Annotated in this window: 24 protein-coding genes and 1 pseudogene; 3 read left to right on the top strand and 22 right to left on the bottom strand. The window is 60.9% G+C overall.

Features of this window, described 5'->3' with window-relative positions:
* Window positions 1-102: 102 nt before the first annotated feature.
* The 3 genes and pseudogenes from F7R06_RS06290 to F7R06_RS06300 form a co-directional block, all read left to right on the top strand.
* Complete coding sequence (locus F7R06_RS06290; RefSeq protein ID WP_090321353.1) at window positions 103-336, top strand: hypothetical protein; 234 nt, start codon at window positions 103-105, stop codon at window positions 334-336.
* Window positions 337-482: 146 nt separating this feature from the next.
* On the top strand, window positions 483-1,397 hold the full coding sequence (locus tag F7R06_RS06295; RefSeq protein ID WP_139204776.1) for a tetratricopeptide repeat protein: 915 nt from the start codon (window positions 483-485) through the stop codon (window positions 1,395-1,397).
* Between the two features lie 24 nt (window positions 1,398-1,421).
* Window positions 1,422-1,874, top strand: a pseudogene (locus F7R06_RS06300) (SOS response-associated peptidase family protein); the annotation flags it as partial.
* Between the two features lie 184 nt (window positions 1,875-2,058).
* Here the strand turns inward: F7R06_RS06300 and F7R06_RS06305 are convergent.
* From F7R06_RS06305 to F7R06_RS06410, 22 genes are all read right to left on the bottom strand, one after another.
* On the bottom strand, window positions 2,059-2,853 hold the full coding sequence (locus F7R06_RS06305; protein ID WP_090321344.1) for a DNA adenine methylase: 795 nt from the start codon (window positions 2,851-2,853) through the stop codon (window positions 2,059-2,061).
* 150 nt (window positions 2,854-3,003) lie between these two features.
* The gene (locus F7R06_RS06310) at window positions 3,004-3,546 is read right to left on the bottom strand and encodes a lysis system i-spanin subunit Rz (protein WP_090321341.1); all 543 of its coding nucleotides are present in this window, start codon (window positions 3,544-3,546) and stop codon (window positions 3,004-3,006) included.
* Window positions 3,528-4,091 (bottom strand): glycoside hydrolase family 19 protein, encoded by a 564-nt coding sequence (locus tag F7R06_RS06315; RefSeq protein ID WP_090321339.1) that lies wholly within the window; start codon window positions 4,089-4,091, stop codon window positions 3,528-3,530. The genes F7R06_RS06310 and F7R06_RS06315 overlap by 19 nt, the downstream gene beginning before the upstream one ends.
* Before the next feature lie 49 nt (window positions 4,092-4,140).
* Window positions 4,141-5,190 carry a phage late control D family protein gene (locus F7R06_RS06320; RefSeq protein WP_090321336.1) on the bottom strand — a complete coding sequence of 350 codons (1,050 nt, stop codon included), beginning with the start codon at window positions 5,188-5,190 and terminating at the stop codon, window positions 4,141-4,143.
* A gap of 82 nt (window positions 5,191-5,272) precedes the next feature.
* The gene (locus F7R06_RS06325) at window positions 5,273-5,479 is read right to left on the bottom strand and encodes a tail protein X (protein WP_090321333.1); all 207 of its coding nucleotides are present in this window, start codon (window positions 5,477-5,479) and stop codon (window positions 5,273-5,275) included.
* A complete protein-coding gene (locus F7R06_RS06330; RefSeq protein ID WP_090321330.1) occupies window positions 5,454-6,299 on the bottom strand; it encodes a phage tail protein in 846 nt (281 codons plus the stop codon). Before F7R06_RS06330 ends, F7R06_RS06325 begins: the two co-directional genes overlap by 26 nt.
* Window positions 6,300-6,308: 9 nt before the next feature.
* Complete coding sequence (locus F7R06_RS06335) at window positions 6,309-9,179, bottom strand: phage tail tape measure protein (RefSeq protein ID WP_090321327.1); 2,871 nt, start codon at window positions 9,177-9,179, stop codon at window positions 6,309-6,311.
* A 150-nt stretch (window positions 9,180-9,329) separates the two neighbouring features.
* Window positions 9,330-9,929 carry a phage tail assembly protein gene (locus tag F7R06_RS31365; RefSeq protein ID WP_090321324.1) on the bottom strand — a complete coding sequence of 200 codons (600 nt, stop codon included), beginning with the start codon at window positions 9,927-9,929 and terminating at the stop codon, window positions 9,330-9,332.
* Between the two features lie 14 nt (window positions 9,930-9,943).
* Window positions 9,944-10,447, bottom strand: a complete 504-nt coding sequence (locus F7R06_RS06345) for a phage major tail tube protein (protein WP_090321321.1) — start codon at window positions 10,445-10,447, stop codon at window positions 9,944-9,946.
* 12 nt (window positions 10,448-10,459) lie between these two features.
* The gene (locus F7R06_RS06350) at window positions 10,460-11,626 is read right to left on the bottom strand and encodes a phage tail sheath subtilisin-like domain-containing protein (RefSeq protein ID WP_090321318.1); all 1,167 of its coding nucleotides are present in this window, start codon (window positions 11,624-11,626) and stop codon (window positions 10,460-10,462) included.
* 100 nt (window positions 11,627-11,726) lie between these two features.
* Window positions 11,727-12,191, bottom strand: a complete 465-nt coding sequence (locus tag F7R06_RS06355) for a hypothetical protein (protein WP_090321315.1) — start codon at window positions 12,189-12,191, stop codon at window positions 11,727-11,729.
* A 7-nt stretch (window positions 12,192-12,198) separates the two neighbouring features.
* Window positions 12,199-12,939: a hypothetical protein gene (locus F7R06_RS06360; RefSeq protein WP_090321312.1), complete on the bottom strand. Its 741-nt coding sequence runs from the start codon at window positions 12,937-12,939 to the stop codon at window positions 12,199-12,201.
* A 5-nt stretch (window positions 12,940-12,944) separates the two neighbouring features.
* Window positions 12,945-13,631 (bottom strand): phage tail-collar fiber domain-containing protein, encoded by a 687-nt coding sequence (locus F7R06_RS06365; protein WP_090321309.1) that lies wholly within the window; start codon window positions 13,629-13,631, stop codon window positions 12,945-12,947.
* A complete protein-coding gene (locus F7R06_RS06370) occupies window positions 13,628-14,356 on the bottom strand; it encodes a phage tail protein I (protein WP_090321306.1) in 729 nt (242 codons plus the stop codon). The genes F7R06_RS06365 and F7R06_RS06370 overlap by 4 nt, the downstream gene beginning before the upstream one ends.
* Window positions 14,353-15,339: a baseplate assembly protein gene (locus F7R06_RS06375; protein ID WP_090321303.1), complete on the bottom strand. Its 987-nt coding sequence runs from the start codon at window positions 15,337-15,339 to the stop codon at window positions 14,353-14,355. Before F7R06_RS06375 ends, F7R06_RS06370 begins: the two co-directional genes overlap by 4 nt.
* Complete coding sequence (locus tag F7R06_RS06380; RefSeq protein WP_090321300.1) at window positions 15,336-15,662, bottom strand: GPW/gp25 family protein; 327 nt, start codon at window positions 15,660-15,662, stop codon at window positions 15,336-15,338. The genes F7R06_RS06375 and F7R06_RS06380 overlap by 4 nt, the downstream gene beginning before the upstream one ends.
* Window positions 15,663-15,667: 5 nt before the next feature.
* Window positions 15,668-15,895 carry a hypothetical protein gene (locus F7R06_RS06385; RefSeq protein ID WP_174552475.1) on the bottom strand — a complete coding sequence of 76 codons (228 nt, stop codon included), beginning with the start codon at window positions 15,893-15,895 and terminating at the stop codon, window positions 15,668-15,670.
* A 55-nt stretch (window positions 15,896-15,950) separates the two neighbouring features.
* Window positions 15,951-16,508: a phage baseplate assembly protein V gene (locus tag F7R06_RS06390; RefSeq protein ID WP_090321296.1), complete on the bottom strand. Its 558-nt coding sequence runs from the start codon at window positions 16,506-16,508 to the stop codon at window positions 15,951-15,953.
* Window positions 16,505-17,023, bottom strand: coding sequence for a hypothetical protein (locus F7R06_RS06395; RefSeq protein WP_090321293.1), 519 nt, complete (start codon window positions 17,021-17,023; stop codon window positions 16,505-16,507). Before F7R06_RS06395 ends, F7R06_RS06390 begins: the two co-directional genes overlap by 4 nt.
* 1 nt (window position 17,024) lies before the next feature.
* Complete coding sequence (locus F7R06_RS06400; protein WP_090321290.1) at window positions 17,025-17,681, bottom strand: hypothetical protein; 657 nt, start codon at window positions 17,679-17,681, stop codon at window positions 17,025-17,027.
* Window positions 17,678-17,998: a head-tail joining protein gene (locus F7R06_RS06405; RefSeq protein WP_090321286.1), complete on the bottom strand. Its 321-nt coding sequence runs from the start codon at window positions 17,996-17,998 to the stop codon at window positions 17,678-17,680. The genes F7R06_RS06400 and F7R06_RS06405 overlap by 4 nt, the downstream gene beginning before the upstream one ends.
* A 2-nt stretch (window positions 17,999-18,000) precedes the next feature.
* Window positions 18,001-18,996, bottom strand: a complete 996-nt coding sequence (locus tag F7R06_RS06410) for a major capsid protein (RefSeq protein ID WP_090321283.1) — start codon at window positions 18,994-18,996, stop codon at window positions 18,001-18,003.
* Window positions 18,997-19,043: the final 47 nt, after the last annotated feature.

The raw sequence follows: 19,043 nt of genomic DNA on the forward strand, positions 1-19,043 counted from the left end.
TAAAATTTGCATCCAATCGAAATAATTTTTCCGCCTGAAAGGAACCCCGCCTAAAGGGTCAATTCTGGCGGGGGCCATAACACCAATACAAGGACGCCAGCAATGAGCGAGCAATACGACCCAAAAGCCTGCTACGACTTACTTGATCCCGAAAGGATCAAGGTAGGCGAGCTGCGCCAAGGCCGATATTTCGAGGGGGCTTGGGAGGTGGGAACGCTCGAAGGCGACGTGTTTCATTACAACGGTGAGCCGGCCGGAAAGCTGGAAGGCCTGACCCTGACCCGTAACGGTCCTCCGGGCGAGCTGACCCAGTGCCAATTGGTGCGCCAGAGGTAGGTCCGCCGCGTTACCTATAACGGGATTTATGTTCAATTCCGGGTTCTTGGGCCCGGACAAGCACCAGCGCAGCCCGCAATCACTCCGGCGCCATCCGCGCCTATCGATTAAGCTCGGCGCTTTTTGAAGTCAGAGTGAGCAGGGACGTGAACCAGTCAACCGCAGTACCCCCTTACAAGCGCTATGCGCGCTCGTTCTTCCTGGCATTGTGCTTGTTACAGTCAGCCAGCTATGCCTGTGCTTCGCAGGATCTGACAGAGATTCGGAGAATGGCTGAACAGGGTGATGTCGAAGCCCAACTCAACCTCGCGGATAGCTACTCCAAGGGCGAGAGCGTTACGATGGACGCTCAGCAAGCGGCTGTCTGGTACCGCAAGGCCGCCGAACAGGGCAATGCAAAGGGCCAGTCAAAACTTGGGGCTTGCTACGCCTACGGTGCAGGTTTACCAAAGGATGCGAAACAGGCGGTGGTCTGGTTCCGCAAGGCCGCCGAACAGGGCTATGCCAAGGCGCAGGTAAATCTTGGAATGCAATACTTTACGGGTGGGGGCGTAGCAAAGGACTGGAAACAGGCGGTGGTCTGGTTCCGCAAAGCCGCCGAACAGGGCGACGCTTCTGCTCAGTCCCTCCTCGGGGGGCTCTACGGCTTGGGTGAAGGTGGTATTGCAAAGGATGCGAAACAGGCAGGTTTCTGGTACCGCAAGGCCGCCGAACAGGGCGACGCTTCTGCTCAGTCCAGCCTTGGGAATATCTATGCTGAAGGTGAAGGCGTTCCGCAGGATTATAAACAGGCGGTTTTCTGGTACCGCAAGGCCGCTGAGCAGGGCACAGTCGATGCCCAGTCCTTTCTCGGGTTTAGCTACGCCAACGGTAAAGGCGTTCCGCAGGATTATAAACAGGCGTATGTCTGGTTCTCTGTCGCTGCTGCCAATGGGGACTTTAGTGTCAGTGAGTTTCGAGATCGTGCAGCTAAACAGCTATCCAAAACACAGCTAGCGGACGCGCAAGAACTAGCAGGAAATTATTTTAAACAATACCAGCCCCAAAACGGATTTCGGTAAGTGTTGGTCACATCGTGTCTATCCTTTTTTCGGGCGCTCTGGCCGCACCGAGCGTTAATCCCTATCGACAGCTGGTTCGAGTGGGTAGACGAAGGCGGGCCAAAAAAACAGCCCTATCTGATTCGCCATCGTGATCAGACCCCGATTTTTTGCGGCGCGATTGGCCAATATCCCAACCCCGAGCAAGCCCCCGGTGGACACAATGGTTTTGTGATCATCACCGCCGAAAGCGCCGACGGCATGGTCGATATTCATGATCGGCGGCCGGTGGCGTTGTCACCAGAGTTGGCCCGCGAATGGCTGGACCCGGCAACGCCCGAGGAGCGCGCCGAGCAGGTGATGCTGCAGTGCGAGCCCGCTGAGCAGTTCGAATGGTTCAAGATCGACCCGGCCCTGGACAATGTTCGCAATCAGGGACGCGGATTGATTGAACCTAAGAGGGAAATTCAAGGCGGCGATTACAAAGGAAATGGGTGATCGCGAAGTTTTACCTTCACGTCGTCATCCGCGCCCATCACTTAAAGCTCGGCGGAAACCCAAGGCGACTGTCATCAAAATGATTGCCGCCCATTTAAGTTGTCTCTACGCAGCGTTCAGGTAACGGATGAAAACAATGGACCCTTTGTTACCCCAAAAGGTCCAAACGCCCGGTTCTCAGTTCTTAAAAGAGTCCTCCCAACGCCGCCGGCTCCCAATTCATTATTACTAGCTCGCCGCTCACCTCGGCGCGCGCCTCGCGCTGATTCATGTTGCTGTAGCGAATATCCAGCGTCTCGAAATGAAAGCCTTCGAACACGCGACGGATGTCTGGGTGGTCATTAATACTGACCATCACCTTGCCTTTACAACGCCGCATGAAGTCGGCCATCCGCTCATAATTTTCGAACGGAAAATCCACCCCGTACCCGGCAGTCTGCCAATACGGCGGGTCCATATAATGGAAGGTGTGGGCACGGTCGTAGCGTTCCGCGCAGTCAAGCCAAGGGAGGTTTTCGACGTAAGTCCCGGACAGGCGCTGCCAGGCGGTCGAGAGATTTTCCTCGATCCGCAGCAGGTTGATGGCCGGGCCGGTGGTCGCGGTGCCAAACGTCTGCCCGGTGACTTTGCCGGCGAAGGCATGGTGCTGCAGGTAGAAGAAACGTGCAGCGCGCTGAATGTCGGTAAGGGTTTCGGGGCGCGTCATCTTCTGCCACTCGAACACTTGGCGTGAGCTGAGCGCCCATTTGAACTGGCGCACGAACTCTTCGAGGTGGTTCTGCACGACGCGGTACAGCGTGACAAGATCGCCGTTGATGTCGTTGAGGACTTCAACGGGCGCGGCCTGGGGTCGCAAGAAATACAGCGCGGCACCGCCGGCAAAGACTTCGACGTAGCATTCGTGCGGCGGAAAAAGCGGGATAAGACGGTCGGCCAGGCGGCGTTTACCGCCCATCCAAGGGATGATGGGTGTGGACATAGAGAGCAAGACCTTTACTGTATATATAAACAGGTGCTAGGCTCGCCGCGCTTCGTGCACGGAGTAAGAGCCTTGGCTGGACTTGCAGGGACGTTCTGCAGGGACGGCGGTTGGGCTGGATGTTGACGCATCCACCCCGGCCGCTCTTTTTCACTTCGGTGTTGAGACTTCTTTGGCGTAGGCCTGGCAGGCCGCCAAGGCGATCAGTCCTTGGTCGCCGGCATCGGTGATGCCGATAATTCGTTGAGCATGCGCCGGGTCAAGTTGGGCTCTTGTGGGACCATGAACCACGCTGCCGGCGGAGGGGGTGGCTGACATTGCGCAGCCGCTGGCTGAATCGGTGGCGTCGAGTAGGACTGACAGGCGCACATCAGCAGTGGCAAGGCGGTCGCGCAGGCGACCTTGATCACGTTGGGCATCGCTCAGGGCTCGGTAATGGGTTTGTTCGCTGGCTGACAAGCGCTGCTCCAGGGCAAAACGTTTGCCTTGTTCCGCGCGCTGTTGCGCGGCCGAAGCCAAGGCCAATTGATTAAGGGTGTCGGTGTGCAGGCGAGCCTGTTCAGCGATCTGTTGTCCGTATCGCCAGTCCTGGACCTGCCAAGCCAACGCGGCAGAACCACCTGCGAAGGCGACCAACAACCCACCGGCAGCGATCATTCGATACGACGCCGGCATCAGGTCGACGAGACGCATAACACTGCCCTCGCCCGCTCCCACAACTGCAGCCGATCCGCGAGACCATTCAGCCCGCCATTGATCTTGCGGGTGATTGCCTCGAACTCGTCTCGATCCGCTAACGCGCTCAGCTCGCGTACCCACCAGAACCATGCCGCCGACTCGGCCGCCCATTGCGGCTGCTCGAGCAGTTCCGGCGTGCGCAACAAACGCTCGTCATTGAACAGCGCCAAGCTGCAGCGCAGGTAGTTGCTGTGTCCGGTGATCTGGATCAAGCCGCGACCGCGATAGCGCTGGCCATCACCATCCGCTTCTGGAGTGTTCCCCAATTTCACCGCCAGATTGCCGGTGTCGTATTTTCTCAGGTACTGGTCGCCGCCCAGTTCTCGAACGTACTGCAGTTGGCCGGATTCGTGACCGACCTGGGCGAGAAACGCCGCCTGGCGTTTTGGCGTGTTGATTTGCCGGTTGGTCATGGCTGCGTTTAAGGCGGAAACAAAAACGCCCGCTTGGCGGCGGGCGTTCGGCATGATGCGTTGTAGCTGTTGTTCAGTTAATGGCATTCGCATAACTCCTGTTTTGTCTGACAGCGACACTGTCGGCGGGCGCGGCTTATTGATTCAGCTGAACCACCTTCAGGTCCTTCGGTTGTTTTTTCTTCTTGCCCTTGGCCTTCGCTTTGCCCTGCTTGCCGCCGTTGCACTCGACGGTGGTCGACCAGCCAGACTGGGTGTAAACCTGTTCGACCGAATCGGTCAGGTACTCACCATCGAGCCCATCCTTGAAGCCTTGGGCATTGATCGAGCGCTCGGCAAAGATGTCGGTGCGCCCGGGCATTTCCAGGCGCACCCCGGCACCGGAGCGATTGAACGCGGCCAAGCGGGCCTTGGCCGCTGCCTCGGCGGCAGTTTTATTGGGATAGATATGGCGGTCGGTGTGCACCGCCGGCAGGCCATCGGGCACGTCGTCGTTGTCCAGGGAGACCACGACCAGCTTCCCGTTCTTTTTGTCCTGATGTTTGGTCGCCACGGCCTTGTGCGCACTGCGATCCCCCAAACGAAACTGCCAACGACTGACGTCGCGGCGCGTCAGGGTGATTGCGCCGAAGGCCTTGCCGCTTGCGCTCTGCCCGCCTTGGCGTGGCATCACCAACAGCTTGCCGTCGGCCACCTTGGCCGTGCAGTCGTACTGCTTAGCCAGGCGAGTGAGGAAGTTAAAATCGGACTCGCTGAGCTGGTCGGCCCGGACCACCTTGGTGTCCACCGGGCACATCGGTTGCCAGCTGTTGCGTGCCGCGATGTTGGTCACGATGGTCGACAGCGGCACGTTCTCCCAACTGCCGCTGCGGATGGTCTTGCCGGTGCCGCGCATGTCACTGGCCTTGCCCTTGATCACCAGCGTATCTGGTGGTCCGGAGACTTCGATCTCGTCCACCATGTAGCGCCCCATGCGGGCCAACGATGTTTCGGCGTAACCGAGATAGACCTCGATGGCACTGCCGCGCGACGGCAGGGTTACCTGACCATCGCGGTCATCGATCCGCAATTCGAACTCGTCGGATTCCATTCCGGGCTTGTCCAGGGTGCGCAGCTGAATCAGCCGATCATTGATCAACGCCGTGATATCGGCGCCATTGGCAACGATGCGAAAAATAGGCGTCATGGATTTTGCTCAAAAAAAAACCCGCACAAGGCGGGTAAGAAAGTAAGGAGCTTGAGTAATCAAGCGGCTCGAGTGTAGACCATTAATCCCACAGCGTGACCTGTTCCTGTGCGGGCGTCGCCAGATCGGGTAGCGCGATCACCACACCCGCCCGATAGGGCTGCTCCTCATCGGCCAACCCTTGATTGGCGTTCAGCACCGCCTCAACGGTGCCGCTCAAGTGGCCATAGTAGTTATGGCAGATGGTGTCCAGCAGATCCCCGTCAGACGTTCTGCATGTCGTCGCCATAGCGCACAAACTCCAGAGTGAACCCTTGTTTACGCGGAATCCCGCCGTGCATCAGCGCGCCCTGCTCTTCCGTGATGGTCTTCAGGCACCAGGTGCCCATGACATCGCCATAGCCCGTGGTCAGGGTTAACGGCTTCAGTTGCGCGCCCATGCTGCGCAAGGCGTCGAGCTGCTTGAGTCCGCCCTTGAAGCCGGGATAGATCGTGCCTTTCAGGCTTATTTTTTCTTCGCCGATGCCGACCGCTTGCTGCGCCGGCCGACGCGACAGGCGTTCTTGCGAGGCCCAGCGAAACTCGGTCGAGCGCGTGAGCTCGTCGAAGGCCGCCGTGTCCAGGTTGAAGTAGTACGGTTGGGCCTTCGGATCCTGCGGCTGCAGGATCAGCAGGTGCGGGAACGGCTTCACGGCCTCCGGTGCCGGAGTGCCATCGATGGCAAACGCGCTGGTCGGCACGATGTTGGCCAGGGACGGACTGACCTTGCCGGCGATCGAATTGATCGCCGTCGATGCCTTGCCCGCCTGTTCCTTTAGCGTCCCCATGCGTTCCTGCACCTCGGCGGCGGCACGGGTGGCCCGGCCGTAGATAGCCACCACCTGGCCGACCTTGGCCTGTGCCGCATCGATACCACGCATCACCCGCTGCAGCTTGGCACCCATCGCTGGCCCCACGAACGGGATGTTTTCCAGCTCGGACGCCGCGCCGGTGATTTCGCGGATCGCCCCGTTGACCGGGCCGAGCATGCCATCCGCACTGCGACGCCCAGTCTCCCCCGCTTCAACCAGGTACTTCAGGCCGGCCTGTAGCTGTTCCATGTAGGCCATGGGTGCTCCTTACAAGTGGGGTTCATCGAACAGTTGGTTGGACGCACTCTGTTTCGCGGCATCGGCCATCATCCGCTGCATGTGCGGCATCAAGTCCTGCGCCAGTCGTTGCGGATCTTTGACATCGCCTTGCACGGTGACCGGCATGTTCAAGGAGTACTTAAACTGCTGATCCACCTTGGTCGGTGCTGGTTTCCCAGGCTCTTTCGGCTGAATGACCACCGGCGCGGGCTTGGTCGGAGTCGGCGCCGCCAACGCGCGCGCGACATCACCCAAGGCTGGGCTGGGTGGTGCGGTGGGACCTGCCATCAGTAATGCACCAGGTGCGTTCGCCCCGCTGAAGGAACGTCCCATACTGGCCAGACTTGGCACCACCGGCCCCGGCCGAGGCGCCATCAGCAAAGGCGTTACCGCAGTTGCTGGCTTTTGCTCTGCGCTGCCGAACCATGACTTGCCCGCGACACCGCCCAAGGCAGTGCCGCCCAGGCTGCCCAGATACGCGCCAACCATTCCGCCAATGGCGGTACCGATGATAGGGACCACCGAACCGATGGCCGCCCCGGCGGCGGCACCGGCCATGGTGCCCGCCAGCGAACCCGCCGCCTCGCCGTAACCTTCGGCCTTTTCATCCTGGGTCTTGGCGTTCTGGTAGGTTTCGAAGACCATGCCGCCGGCGTCTATGAGCGCGCCGCCCGGGATGACTTTGCCCAGCTTGCCGACCTTCCCCACCGTTTCCGCCACCACCCCCAGCTTGGCCAACACGCCGCCGGTTGCAGATACGGATGCGGCTGGACGCGGCGCTGGAACAGCCGGCCTTGGCGCGGGAACCGGCGGACGTGACGGGTCTCCCGGGCGTGGCGGCACGGCAGAACGACGCCGCCGAGAGGAATTACGGGCGGTCCCACGACCACGGCGCCGACGCTCGACAGGTCCACCTCCGCCGCCCATGGCGGCAGCGTTGACCACAAACACCTTCCTGACGACTCCGTCTTCTAGACCGGCTTGAACATCGCCATCACCAGCGGCTTCTTTGGCCAGCGACACCACCTTGAGACCGGTCGACACCAAGTCAAAACCACCGGCTTTCTTGCCCTCCTGCCCGTCAGCCGCCTCGCCTCCTTCAGACGCGCCCTTGACCGCTGCCAACGCCTTCAGCCCAGTCTCGACCAAAGATAAGGCCTTACCCGCCTTGCCCTTGAGCTCTGCCCCCGGAACGACACGATCACCTCCCAAAGAATTGGTGATGAAGACTTTCTGCACCTCGTCGGACTTGCCGTTGCCCAGTGTCCCGCGCGCCAGGTTGAACAACCCCTTGCCGATCTTGTACGAACTGAACAGTGTCTTCAGTGCCAGGAAGCCACCGCCGACCGCCGCGATGCCGGTGACGACTCCGGGCGAGCTGTCCGACAGCGCGGTGATGCCTTTGGTGACTTTGGTCAACCCCTCGGCCACGGTATCGGTCACCGGCCGAAGGGCATCGCCGACACTGCGCAGGGCGTCATCCATCGACTGCGCCATCTCCGCCCACTTCTGTGAGGAGGCTTCACGCCGCTCGGCGAGGTTTTTATCGAGGATGCCCGACGCTTCGCGCGAATCGTTTTTCAGTTGGCTGTACAACGCCTTGTTCTGCAGGTACGCCGAGAGCGCCGCCTTGACCTGCATGTCGGCGAACAGGTCGCCGGTACGCAGGGCCTCTTCGAGCGACGCCATCATCGCCTTAGCCTTTTCTGGATCCGCCTCCTGGCTGATCTTCGCCGTGGCTTCGGCCATCTGCGCAGCGCGTTTCGGGTCGGTGGCCTGGATGTATTTCTGCGCCAAGGCCATGCTCGATTCCAGGGTCGATAGTCCGTTCTGCAAACCGGTCTGCATCGAGCCTTTGTAATCGATACCGGCCTTCTTGTAGGCCTCCACCGTGTCGGTTGAGCCGATCTTGCCCATCCAGTTTTTCAGGTTGTTCGCCGCCTCATCGGCGCCGCCGGCCGTCTTCATCTGCACCTGGAGCATGGCGCCCAGCTGCGTCACCGCGTCCATGCCGGTGATGTTCAAATTGCCCATGTTCGACAGCAGCTCGGGGAACCAACGCGCCATGTCGACCGCTTCAAAACTGCCGGCCTGGCCCTGAAAGGCGATGGCCTCCAGCGCCTGCTGCATCTGTTTGGCGTCGGTAATCATGGCGTTCTGCCCGAGGGCATTGATCATCTTCGCCGTGTCGGCACCACTCGAACCCTGGCCCACGGCAAACTTGGCCGCGACCGGCGCATACTCCAGCGCCTTAGCCAGGTCCATGCCGGCACCCACCAACTGGTTGACCACGTCAGCAACGTCATTGCGCGCCATGCCGGTGTCACGCGACGTCTCGATGATCGTCTGCGCCATCTGTTTTTCTTTCGGATCATTGGCAATGCCGGCCTTGATCGCAATGTCGCGGACGATGGCCCCGAAGTCGGCACTGACCTTGGTCGCAATACCCACCGTCGCCACACCAGCCACGGCCTGACCGACCGTGCTCTTCATCCCTGCCTTGCCGGCATCAATCTGCTGGTAACCCTTGGCCTTGAACTCGGCCTTGTTCGCAGCCTGGCCGAGGGATCGGTACGCCTTGTCCAGCCGACCGACTTCGACGCCCTGTTTTTTCAGGCTGTCGAGGTTGGAGTTCAAGCGACCCAGCAACTTCGACGCGCCAGCGGCGCCGCTGTCGTGGGCCTTTTTCCATTCATCGCGCAGGCGAATGGTGTCGCCAATCGTGCGCTGCAGCACGCGCGCCTTGTTACCTTCCGCTTCCAGGCGCTTGATGCGCCCTGTCACCTCATTGAACGCGGCGCCGACCGTTGGACTGACGGCACCACCGATCACCAAACCGAGGGAGAGTTTGTTCGCCATGTCATGGCTCCCCTGTGCAGAGCATTACCGGAAGTAGCTCAATCCGTGAGCCACCACACCATCTCGGAAAACGGCATCGATTGAATCTCTGCAGCGGAAAACCCGGTGTCCGCCGCGAGACGTTTCGCCACCATCTTCATTACCCCCGGATCAAACCCCGTCGTCTTGCTCCAGGCGAAAATAGCCGGCCTGCAAGCGGTTGTAGTCCACCACCTTCAGGCCCTCCAGATCGGCGATGGCGGCGCCGGCCAGGTCCGCGAACAACACCAGTTCGCGCTGCTCGTCGTCGCCACTCGCTGCACGATCCGCGGCCCGTACTTCGCGCACTGTCGGCGAGCGCAGGGTCAGTTTGTCGACCTGCACGCCGTTGATTTCGCTGGGACGCGAGAGACTGACCAGCGCATTTTCAGCAGTGATCGACAACCACGCCGGGAGTGATTTCGAATAATCCGTGTGCGGCACCAGGTGCGAATAGGCTGTCTGCAGACGGCGGTAGTCCACCACCTTCAGGCCTTCCAGATCCTTGATGCCCGCCTCGGCCAGGCTGGCGAACAGCAACAGTTCGCGCTGCTCGTCATCGTCACCCGCCGCCCGATCTGCGGCGCGGACCTCACGCACCAGCGGCGCTCGCAGCACCAAGGAATCCACCTTCACGCCGTTGACCTCACTCGGACGCGACAGGGTCACGACGGCGCTGTCGGTGTTGATCGACAGCCAGTCCGGCAGTTTTTTCACAGTTTGCATGGTCATGCGGATCTAATCCCCTAGAGGCCAAGCGCGGAGCGCACTTCGGCGAGCTGGTCTTTGCCATCGATCACCTGGACCCCGGCGATCATGTCGATTTCGTACATCACCCGACCGTCGATTTCGAGTTTGTAGTAGACCGGCGCGATGGCGTGTTTGATTTCCGCTGGATCACCGGCTTTCCAGTCGCCCAAATCGACTTCTTTGAGCAGACCGCGCAAGGTCGCCACCACAGCCGTGACGGTGCCCTTGTGCCCGCGAAAGGCGCCACGGAACGACGCGTTGAACGCCGATCCATCTGCCAGCCCGAAGTGCTTGAGCGATTCGCGACGCACGCCCTTGGTGACAAAGGACGCCTCCATTTTTTCCAGGCCCTGGTCCATCTCGATGGCACCGGCCATGCCACCTCCCCGGTACTCGTCGGTTTTGATCGTGAGCTTGGGCAGGGTCAGGCTCGGTACGTCGCCGGCAAAGTTGACCCCGTCGACGAACAGGTTGGTGTTGTACAAAGTTTGAGGAATCATCTGGCGTGCTCCTTAAGCGTCGAGGACTTCGGTCAGCCACTGGTTGGTGACTTCGATCAGGAAGTTCGGGTTTTCTGCCGGCGGCACGTCAGTGAAGCGAATGCGCCAATACACCTTGCCCTGCTCAATCTGGCTGGCAGTGTTGAGTTCGGTGTCCGGAAACACTTCAAAATTAATGATCGCCCCGGCGTTCTTCTGATCGCGCATGAACGCATCCAGGCCTTCGGTCACTTCTTTGACGTAGGTCTTGGTGATCGAGCGGTCGACCGCCCACTTGTGCCCTGCCTGGATCGCATCCATGAGAATGTCGCAGGTGCGCACGCGGGTAACGAACGCCCATTTCGCATCGCTGGAGCAGGTGCGGTTGCCCCACAGGCGATACCCGCCATCACGGATAATCGTGGCGATGTTCGCGCCGTTGAGCAGGTTGGCCCGGCAGGTCTCATCGCCGTCCAGGTACTCGATCGGGCGCGTGGTGCCGGTGATGCCGACAAACTCCTTGTTCGACGGCGAGGCCCAGTAACCGTAGTTCGCATCGGTCCAGGCAAAGAGTCCCGCGACCCAAGCCGAGCCCGGCGCATCGACCGTGGCACTGAGCACCGTGTCCCAGTACTGGACACCCGGATCGACCAGGTACACCCGCTTGCTGCCGAAGTTTTCGGCGTAAGCCATGACCGCCTCGTCGGTGGTGTTCGGACCGTCGACGATGGCCATGGCGCGTAGCTTGCCGGCCAGTGCATCCATGGCCGTGGCCACCGCTTGCGTCGCCGAATGTTTAGGGGCGATCAAGAGTTTGGGTTGAGCGTTGTGCTTACTCTTGCCGTCGAGCAAGGCCTGCAGGCCGGTGCGCTGACCCGAGGCCAAGACACCGCCAATGATGGCCGAGGTTTGCAGCGCTGCATCTTCGAGTTTGGGCACGCCGACCGCGACGATCACCGCCTTGGCGCGGACATAGATCGCTTGGGCCGCCCGGGTAATGGCCGAGTCAGCACCGAACGCGGCAATGGCTTCGCGCTCGGAGGTGAGCAATACCAGGTCACCCGCTTTGGCAGTGCCGCCGCCGAGGATTCCCGGGGTAAAGGTATCGCACAGACCAATGATCGACGACGACGGCAAGGCAATGGTCCGCGCACCGGTGTCGACCAACGTCGTCGTAACGCCGTGAAAAAATCCACTCATGAAGCATTCTCCAGAAAGCAAAAGACCGCGCCCGGCGCGGTCATTTGCACAAACAAAAACGCCCCGACAGTCGGGGCGCTCAAGGCGTTTGAATCAGGGTTTAGCCAGCGTTGCCAACCCCGGCAATGCTGTCGCGAATGGCAGCGATTGCGGTGTCAGCCAGCGCCTCGGCGGCGTCGTGACTGGTGGCCTTGAGCGCCCGTTGTTTGCCCTTCAGGCGAGCCGCACGGATCGCATACAGCGCCGTTTTCCAGGCATCGGCCTCGGCAATGATGCTGTCAGTGGCCGCCTTCGGCTCGAGCTCGGCCGCATCGGCCCAGGCCTGCACCGAGGGCGGCATGTCTCCGGTGTATCCCGCCGCAGCGAAAGCCTCGGCCTCCTGAGCGGTCAACTGATACTCAACCGCTCGCAGCGAGTCACCCAGGACTACGCGGCGCGCCAGATCAGCCGCGACGTCGATCTGCTGAGCCGCTGCCAGAAGCGCGGCCCCCAAAGGCAGGTCGACGAAGTTCCAACCAACAAAAGCCTTGTCGCCATAAGTTACGGAAAGATTGGTGGTTTGCATGTTGGCCTCACAGGGTCGACAGGTTGGTCAAAAGGTTGGATAGCGTTGCCGAGCTAGTTCCCGCCGCAACGTTGGTGATATACCGGCCGCCAAACCCAGCCGGGAACTGCACGTTAAGCACTTCAAAGGCAATTGCGCAGTTGGGAGAGCCCACGATAAAGCCGAGATAATCCGCCGGGGCGATAACCTCGCAACCGGTCATCTTGACCGCACACATAACCGTGCCCGCGCTGGAGTTTGTTTTGAACAACGCGTTAACAAAGCCGCTCGGAACCGGGTTTAATCCGGCCGGCGAAGGCAAAACAAACGTCAGGTCGCTGACCATAATTTGCGCGCCGTTGTACTGGACAAAGCCCGCCAGATAAGTCGCGCTACCGTCGGAGGTCGCATAGTAGTTGTGGGTGATTTTTCGCTTCACGCCCGACACGTCGGAACGGATGTGAAGGAACCGGCCGTCGACGTTCAGACTGTTATTCATCACATAATCAGTTTGCAGGTAGGCCACGCAAACACCACCTACAGGCGTAGTGCTCAGCGCTTTATCAAGCGTTTTTAACGGCGCCGCAGCACTGCCTACCGCCGTATCATCACCCGTCAACGGGTTGATGTAGTAGTTTTTCAGACCGACCGGAATCGCAGCAATCGCCGCCGCGACAGCGGCATCAATGCTGGTTTTTTTGGTGTTGAAGGTGGTGATCAAGGTATTGGTGGCCGACACCAAGTCGGCAATCTGCGATTCGAGACTCATACGGCTCAAACTCCAAGGGTGGTTTTAGAGAAAAGGTTTTGCAGCGTGATTAACCCAGTGGCGTTGGCCGCGATGGCAGTCAACAGGCCGTCGTGATCCAAATCTTGACGTTGCTCGACAGTCCGCATGCGATCCATCAGGTTGAGGATTTGCTGGCCTTGTTGCTGGTTAAGCTTGTCCTGACTGTCGAACGCGTCCTGCTGCTTCACCCCGCGCAGCATTTCGGCGATGCTCGCCGACGCCAGCGCGGCCAGCTCGGCCGAAAGCGTCAAGTTCAACCCCGCACCGGTTGAAGTGATGGTCACGCTATTGGCCGGCAACGCGGTCAGCGACAGGTCATAAGCCAGCAGCAACTCGGCCGTAGCCGACTTGTAAGTCAGGGCCTCGGTGGGGTGTGACCAGACCGCTAGCAAGGTGCCGTCGGACAGCAGAAAGCCGACCTCACGCACCCAATAGGCTTTACCGTCGTCGGCCACCGCCGTGACGTGCAGCAGGGTTTCGCTCAGTTGCTGGCCATCAGAAATGGCGTATTTCGCTACCTGAGTGCGCAGGGCGGTTTGTGTGTTGGTCGGGGTATAGCCACTAGTGCCCACCACAATGTGAGTGATTTCGGCCGCCAGGCCGGTCTTGTCCGCGCGCCAGATGGCGGCCAGCCCGACCTTGGTGATCAGGGGTTGTAACGGGGTACTCATATGAGAACGGCCTCCATAGTGGCGCGAACGACAACACGGGCGCGGGCCGCATTAGCGACCGCAAAGCCCTGCTCTACTTGAACGGGAACGCCCATCAGATCGGCGCTTTGATGAAGGACACAGCGAACGCTGGCCGCGTTGGTCAGCCCCAGGGCTTGCTCGGCGGTGTCCATCGGCACGCCTTGCGCGTCCAGCGTGCGGCGCTCCAATTGCCGCGTTTGGCTGGCATTGCCCAGGCGAAAGCCACCGTCAAACCGCGCGCCGACCTTGAGCGCGTAGTGACTGCGCTCGTTCTTCGTCGCGTCGACCAGGGCGCGCAGACGCTGGAACAGTTGCGGGGACAGAATCGACCCCTCACCGCCCCGGTTGTCGTTGGCCCAGGCAATCAACTCAAAGGTGTACGGCACCGCCCCGGGGATTTGCGTCCACTCCTTGAACTCGGCACGCACCCCGACCGCCTTCAGCACCCGGCGCACCGCACCGACGGTGCCTTTGCGCTTGTGAACCGGGATCGACTCGCGAATAAGCGCGCGTTGCTGTTCTTCGGTGTCGGCGGCCTCCCAGCCTTCGACCGACATGGCCCAGGCCAACCAGGGCAAGAAGTCCACCGGACAGCGGGCAGAGTCGGCCACGCCCCGGATGATTTCCGGGTCAATGCCCAGGTCACAGGCCGTGGCCAGCGCACACTCCAGGGGCGTGCTGTTCAGCGGTAATAACCGGCTCATTGAACGACCGTCCCTGTGACCTTGATCGAGGTGCAGCTGGGGTAATGCCGCTTGTCACAGATCACGTCGGCCGTGGGCTGTTTCAGCACCACCCGGCGCACGCCGGAGACGTGCAAAGCGGCATAGATCGCCGACAGCGACATTTCCCCCTCTAACTGCCGGGCCGCCTTGATCGCTGCCACCAGCGCCGTATTGGCCGCCGCCAGAACGACCTCCTTCGACGGGCCGTCTAGAACCTCCAAATTGGCATCGACGCTAAAATTGCTCGGCTGGCCGAGCTGACTGCGCGGCCGATCGGTGATCGGGCGCACGTCCTCGGCCGATAGCGCCGCTTGCACGGTGGCCACCAGGGCGACCGGCTCCACCGTGCTATCGGGCGCCGGCAGCACGGCCAGCGACACGTCGCCCGGCAGCGGATTGACTAGGCCGGCCGAATAGTCACAGACCACCACGATGGCCCCGGCCGGCAACTGATCGCGCACAGCCTGGCTAATTTCCGCCGCCTTGAAGGTCGGCGAGTCGACCGACACGCTCGCGACGTTGGCCGAGGCGATCAGCGCGTGAAACTCATACGCGCCACGACTGCCGGCCACCGACAGGCCCTCAAGGGATAGCTGAGTGCGGTAACGCAGCGCGTCGTCTTTTTCCATTACCGCCGCGATGGGCGGCACCGCATCAGGGTCGGCCTCGGTGATCGTCAGCCGCTCGACCCCATAATCAGCTGCGCGATTGTCCAGATCCGTGCCGCGTGCATAGGCCAACAGACTGGCCTTTGCCGCGTCATTGATCCGCGCCCGGCTCATCAGCTTCTGATAGGCCGCAACCTCCAGCAGCTTGACGACCGGGTCAGACTCCAGCACCGCCGTCCAGTTATCGCCCATCTGCAAACGAAAGTCGGCCAGGACCTCCTGATAGAGGTCTTCAAAATCCAGCGACTCCAGCACGTCCGGCGCCGGCAATGCCGACAGGTTGACGACACTCATGCACTCACCTCCAGCAACACACCTTCACCGAGGTATTCACCGCTCACCTGAATGTTGATGGCCCCATTCAGCACGGACAGCACCCGCACACGCTCCAAGCGCAAACGCGGCTCCCAGCGTCCCAATGCTCGGGCGACCTCGGCTTGCACCGCGCTCTTCCAGCCTTCGTTCACCGGCAGATCGACAAAGCGCCGGAGCGTGCTGCCGTACTCAGGCCGATAGCGGCGACTGCCCAGCGGCGTGGCCAGAATGTCCGCAATGGACTGGCGCAGGTGTTCGACGCCGGAAATGGGTTGGCCGGTGTGGCGGTCCATTCCGATCATCGACATCACTCCTTGAGCGACTGTAGGTCCGGGTGGGATTTCAGAAAGGTAATGGCTTCGACATCAGCGGTTTTTACCTGCACCTGCCCTTGGGCCACGGTCAACGTACGGCCGGTTTCGGGAACGATCAGGACACGCGAGGTGTAAACCGTGTCACGGAAGGTCGAGAACTCCGGCGTCGGTTCGATGACCGTGTGTTCATCAGTGGCAGGCGTCTCAGTGGGCTTGGCCATGTGTTTTCTCCAGGCATGAAAAAGCCCGCACTGGGCGGGCTTTCAACGGTTGAAATTAATGCGTGTGGTGGTTGCTGTTACCACCGACGTCGAGGATTGCCCCGTCACTGGTGATGTTCTGCGTGACGTGCAGCGGACCGTCGATGGCAACGACACCTTTCAGGTTGATATTCTCGGAGGTCACATTGACCGCGCTGTCGGTGACCACGGCTTCGGTACCGCCGACTTTAACGTTCACAGTTCCGGTGGGCAGCGTGATGCTGTAGCTCTTGGCTTCCCAGTCGTACACCAGCGAACCACCATCCTCGAAACGCCAGACTTCAACATGATCGCGGTTATCCGGTTGCGCGCCAGCATCGCCATACAGCCCAGGGATAAAGGTGCCCATGCCGGCCTGGCCACTGGGGTTGAACAACACCCCCTGCTCGTTCAGGCTCGGCGCCCGCCAGTGCCGGGCCTTGCCCGCCGCCAGACTGTGCCAACGCACCCAGGCGCTGACCCAGTCACCCGACTGCACCCGAACGGCGGCCGCTGCCAAATCCACGCCGACCACGACACACGGCATCAACATGGCGGCAATCATGCGGTCATGCTCGGCCAGGGCGTAACTCATGGCACGTCATCCGCAGGAAAGAACTGCTCTTTGGTGTCGTTGTTGAAACCGAGCCACAGTGAGCCAGGCGGCTCATCGGGCCACGGCCACTGCTGCGGGCCGAGGTAGATCTGCTGACTCCATTCCACCAGCCAGACGGTGTAGCCATCCAGTTCCGGCCGAGTCCAGTCCTGTCCGGCTTGAATGAACACTGCCGGCTCGACTTCCAGCCCCCAGGTTTGCGCCCGAAGGATCAACGCTAATTGAGTAGCCAGTTGCACGGCTTGCTGATGGTGATGTCGCTGGATCGGGTCGACGACGATGCGCGCTTCGAACTTGCACACCAGCGTAGTTTCTCCCGTGCCGATGTCGGTACCGGGTTCGAACTCGGCCATCTCCAGAAACACCGCCGGCAGCGCCACGCGATCTTCGATTTTCGGCCAGGCAGTTACTGCTCGAACACCCGGCAATTCCGTAACTAGGTGCTGCTCGATAGCCCGGTAGAGTTGATCCAAACCAAATGGCTCTTCCGACACGTCATTTCCCCTTCAGGTACTTTTGCAGTTCAAAGTTGAGCTCCTGCTGCAAGATCTCCAACAAGCGCTCATCGGCCTTGCGCACCCAGCTGTCGAAGTGCGGTCGCGCCTGCTCCAGGGAGACCTTGGCCTTGGCCAGCGGAAAGCGACTGTCGTTCTCCGCAATCCAGCCCGAACTGGCGCCGCCCCGCGCCCTGACGGTGCTGTCGGGGTAGTCGTCCGAACTGAAGTGTTTGCTCGCCGTGCGAATCCAAATGTCGGGCTTGTTGCCGTAGACCTGCTTGAGGAACGCGCCCTGGTAACGGCGTCCGGCCACTGATACACCGCTGCCAGTCTGGCGCGCTCGGCCGATCCGGCTGGACTCGATGGCGTTCAAACCAAACCACAGCTTGCCGCTCATGGCCCCACCGGTGACCGGATAGCTGCGTAATCGCTGACGCACCGCCGCGACGGCGATGCGTTCTTGTCGACTGACCGCCCGGGCAATGTGCGTGCGCAACCAACCCAACGTCTTGTTGATCGCTCGACAGTGCGCGGCGGCCGCCGCTTTGGGCACCACCTTGGCCAGCTCCTGGAACGCTTGCAGATCCGACGACGAAGACTGAATCGAGATCATCCCGCCGCCAGCCGAGGCCTTGAAGTGACTACCGACACTCATGCGCGCATCCTCAAGATCAAGGCGACCAGACCGTCGCCGCTCGGCTCCAGCTGCAGCAGGTCGTAGTCGCCGCCACCGTCCAGCGCGGGCAAGTCGATACTGACCAACATGCCCTGTTGCAGGCCCGCTGAGTCGCTGACACGGATCTCGAATCGCGGTTCACGCAGGCCCGTGTTGAGCTTGCCGAACTTCGGCTGTAGCCAGGGCGCGGCGAACATACCGAGCACCGGTTCGTCACGGCCTTCGATCCGCGCGCTGTCGCCCAGGGTTTCGAACACCACGGCATCGACATCGGCAATCAGATCACGAAAGCTCATGGTCAGAGTTCCAGCAGGATCTGCGCGAGCGGTCGAGTGCACAGGTGCAGCGGGTTCGACTGCGCTTCACCGGCCATGCCCTTGTTGAACGGCATCGGCTCGATTTTGCTGTAGTACGGCACACCTTCGGTGTTGACCGTTTCCATGTAGTCGGCCGGCGCGAACACCGAGATGTACAAGTCCGGCACGCCTTCGGGAATCAGCAGCGCCTTGTCGTCGTGGATGAAGGTCACGCCAGCGATCTTGCCGCGATAGCGCTCCCAGACGATGCCGCCGAATTCGAAACTTTCGCGGGCATCGCCGCGCAATGCCGCCGCCTGCTGACTGTTGAGGTAGGTTTCTTTAACCGACTTGTGGACCAGCAGCTTGTTCCAGAAATTCTTACCGCACAGTGCCCGCGAGCCGGTGCTGGTGATACTGCCCAGGGCCTCCTCCTGCAGGTCCAGCGCATCACCACACTTGACGCGAAGTTCGGTGTCCGGACTGTTCAGCCCCATGGACATTTTCTTGCGGGTCACGCCAAAGGTTTTGTAGATGTCGAGCAAGACGGTGGTGCCGTCCGCATCAAGGATCTGGCCATTGAGCGCGCCCATGCGCTGAAATTCGTGCGTGGCATCCAGCTGCCGGCGCGCTTTGGCCAGGCGCTTGTTGACCACGTCCTGCACGGCCTGCAATTCAGAACGGGTGCCGAAGGCACGAATGCCCTGGATCTCGTCGGCCTTGATGGCGAAGCGTTGCGGCAGGTGCACGGTGTTGAACGGGATCAGATTGCGCTTTGTGCCGCTGACCACCAGGCCGGATGTGCCACGCTCACCCGCTGGTACCAGGGCCAGGGTGTCGCCGTCTTTTTCGATCTGCACGGTCAGGGTGTTGATGCCCTCTTCCTGGAACAGGCCGAGGCTGCTGATGCGGCCCGGGAGGTATTCCTGTTCGTTGATGGCGGCGGTCAGCGAAGAGACCGAAAACGCGTCATCGTTAAAGATTTCAATGTCAGCCATGTAGCTTTCTCCAGAAAACAAAAAACCCGCACTGGGCGGGCTGGGGA

Origin of the sequence: Pseudomonas moorei (assembly GCF_008801475.1) — a bacterium.
In the GTDB taxonomy this organism is placed as follows: domain Bacteria; phylum Pseudomonadota; class Gammaproteobacteria; order Pseudomonadales; family Pseudomonadaceae; genus Aquipseudomonas; species Aquipseudomonas moorei.

What these genes read in the sequence shown, in the direction of transcription:
- F7R06_RS06290 (WP_090321353.1), top strand. Translation starts at nt 103, where the DNA reads ATGAGCGAGCAATACGACCCAAAAGCCTGCTACGACTTACTTGATCCC.
- F7R06_RS06305 (WP_090321344.1), bottom strand. Translation starts at nt 2,853, where the DNA reads ATGTCCACACCCATCATCCCTTGGATGGGCGGTAAACGCCGCCTGGCC.
- F7R06_RS06310 (WP_090321341.1), bottom strand. Translation starts at nt 3,546, where the DNA reads ATGCGTCTCGTCGACCTGATGCCGGCGTCGTATCGAATGATCGCTGCC.
- F7R06_RS06315 (WP_090321339.1), bottom strand. Translation starts at nt 4,091, where the DNA reads ATGCCATTAACTGAACAACAGCTACAACGCATCATGCCGAACGCCCGC.
- F7R06_RS06320 (WP_090321336.1), bottom strand. Translation starts at nt 5,190, where the DNA reads ATGACGCCTATTTTTCGCATCGTTGCCAATGGCGCCGATATCACGGCG.
- F7R06_RS06325 (WP_090321333.1), bottom strand. Translation starts at nt 5,479, where the DNA reads ATGGCGACGACATGCAGAACGTCTGACGGGGATCTGCTGGACACCATC.
- F7R06_RS06330 (WP_090321330.1), bottom strand. Translation starts at nt 6,299, where the DNA reads ATGGCCTACATGGAACAGCTACAGGCCGGCCTGAAGTACCTGGTTGAA.
- F7R06_RS06335 (WP_090321327.1), bottom strand. Translation starts at nt 9,179, where the DNA reads ATGGCGAACAAACTCTCCCTCGGTTTGGTGATCGGTGGTGCCGTCAGT.
- F7R06_RS31365 (WP_090321324.1), bottom strand. Translation starts at nt 9,929, where the DNA reads ATGACCATGCAAACTGTGAAAAAACTGCCGGACTGGCTGTCGATCAAC.
- F7R06_RS06345 (WP_090321321.1), bottom strand. Translation starts at nt 10,447, where the DNA reads ATGATTCCTCAAACTTTGTACAACACCAACCTGTTCGTCGACGGGGTC.
- F7R06_RS06350 (WP_090321318.1), bottom strand. Translation starts at nt 11,626, where the DNA reads ATGAGTGGATTTTTTCACGGCGTTACGACGACGTTGGTCGACACCGGT.
- F7R06_RS06355 (WP_090321315.1), bottom strand. Translation starts at nt 12,191, where the DNA reads ATGCAAACCACCAATCTTTCCGTAACTTATGGCGACAAGGCTTTTGTT.
- F7R06_RS06360 (WP_090321312.1), bottom strand. Translation starts at nt 12,939, where the DNA reads ATGAGTCTCGAATCGCAGATTGCCGACTTGGTGTCGGCCACCAATACC.
- F7R06_RS06365 (WP_090321309.1), bottom strand. Translation starts at nt 13,631, where the DNA reads ATGAGTACCCCGTTACAACCCCTGATCACCAAGGTCGGGCTGGCCGCC.
- F7R06_RS06370 (WP_090321306.1), bottom strand. Translation starts at nt 14,356, where the DNA reads ATGAGCCGGTTATTACCGCTGAACAGCACGCCCCTGGAGTGTGCGCTG.
- F7R06_RS06375 (WP_090321303.1), bottom strand. Translation starts at nt 15,339, where the DNA reads ATGAGTGTCGTCAACCTGTCGGCATTGCCGGCGCCGGACGTGCTGGAG.
- F7R06_RS06380 (WP_090321300.1), bottom strand. Translation starts at nt 15,662, where the DNA reads ATGATCGGAATGGACCGCCACACCGGCCAACCCATTTCCGGCGTCGAA.
- F7R06_RS06385 (WP_174552475.1), bottom strand. Translation starts at nt 15,895, where the DNA reads ATGGCCAAGCCCACTGAGACGCCTGCCACTGATGAACACACGGTCATC.
- F7R06_RS06390 (WP_090321296.1), bottom strand. Translation starts at nt 16,508, where the DNA reads ATGAGTTACGCCCTGGCCGAGCATGACCGCATGATTGCCGCCATGTTG.
- F7R06_RS06400 (WP_090321290.1), bottom strand. Translation starts at nt 17,681, where the DNA reads ATGAGTGTCGGTAGTCACTTCAAGGCCTCGGCTGGCGGCGGGATGATC.
- F7R06_RS06405 (WP_090321286.1), bottom strand. Translation starts at nt 17,998, where the DNA reads ATGAGCTTTCGTGATCTGATTGCCGATGTCGATGCCGTGGTGTTCGAA.
- F7R06_RS06410 (WP_090321283.1), bottom strand. Translation starts at nt 18,996, where the DNA reads ATGGCTGACATTGAAATCTTTAACGATGACGCGTTTTCGGTCTCTTCG.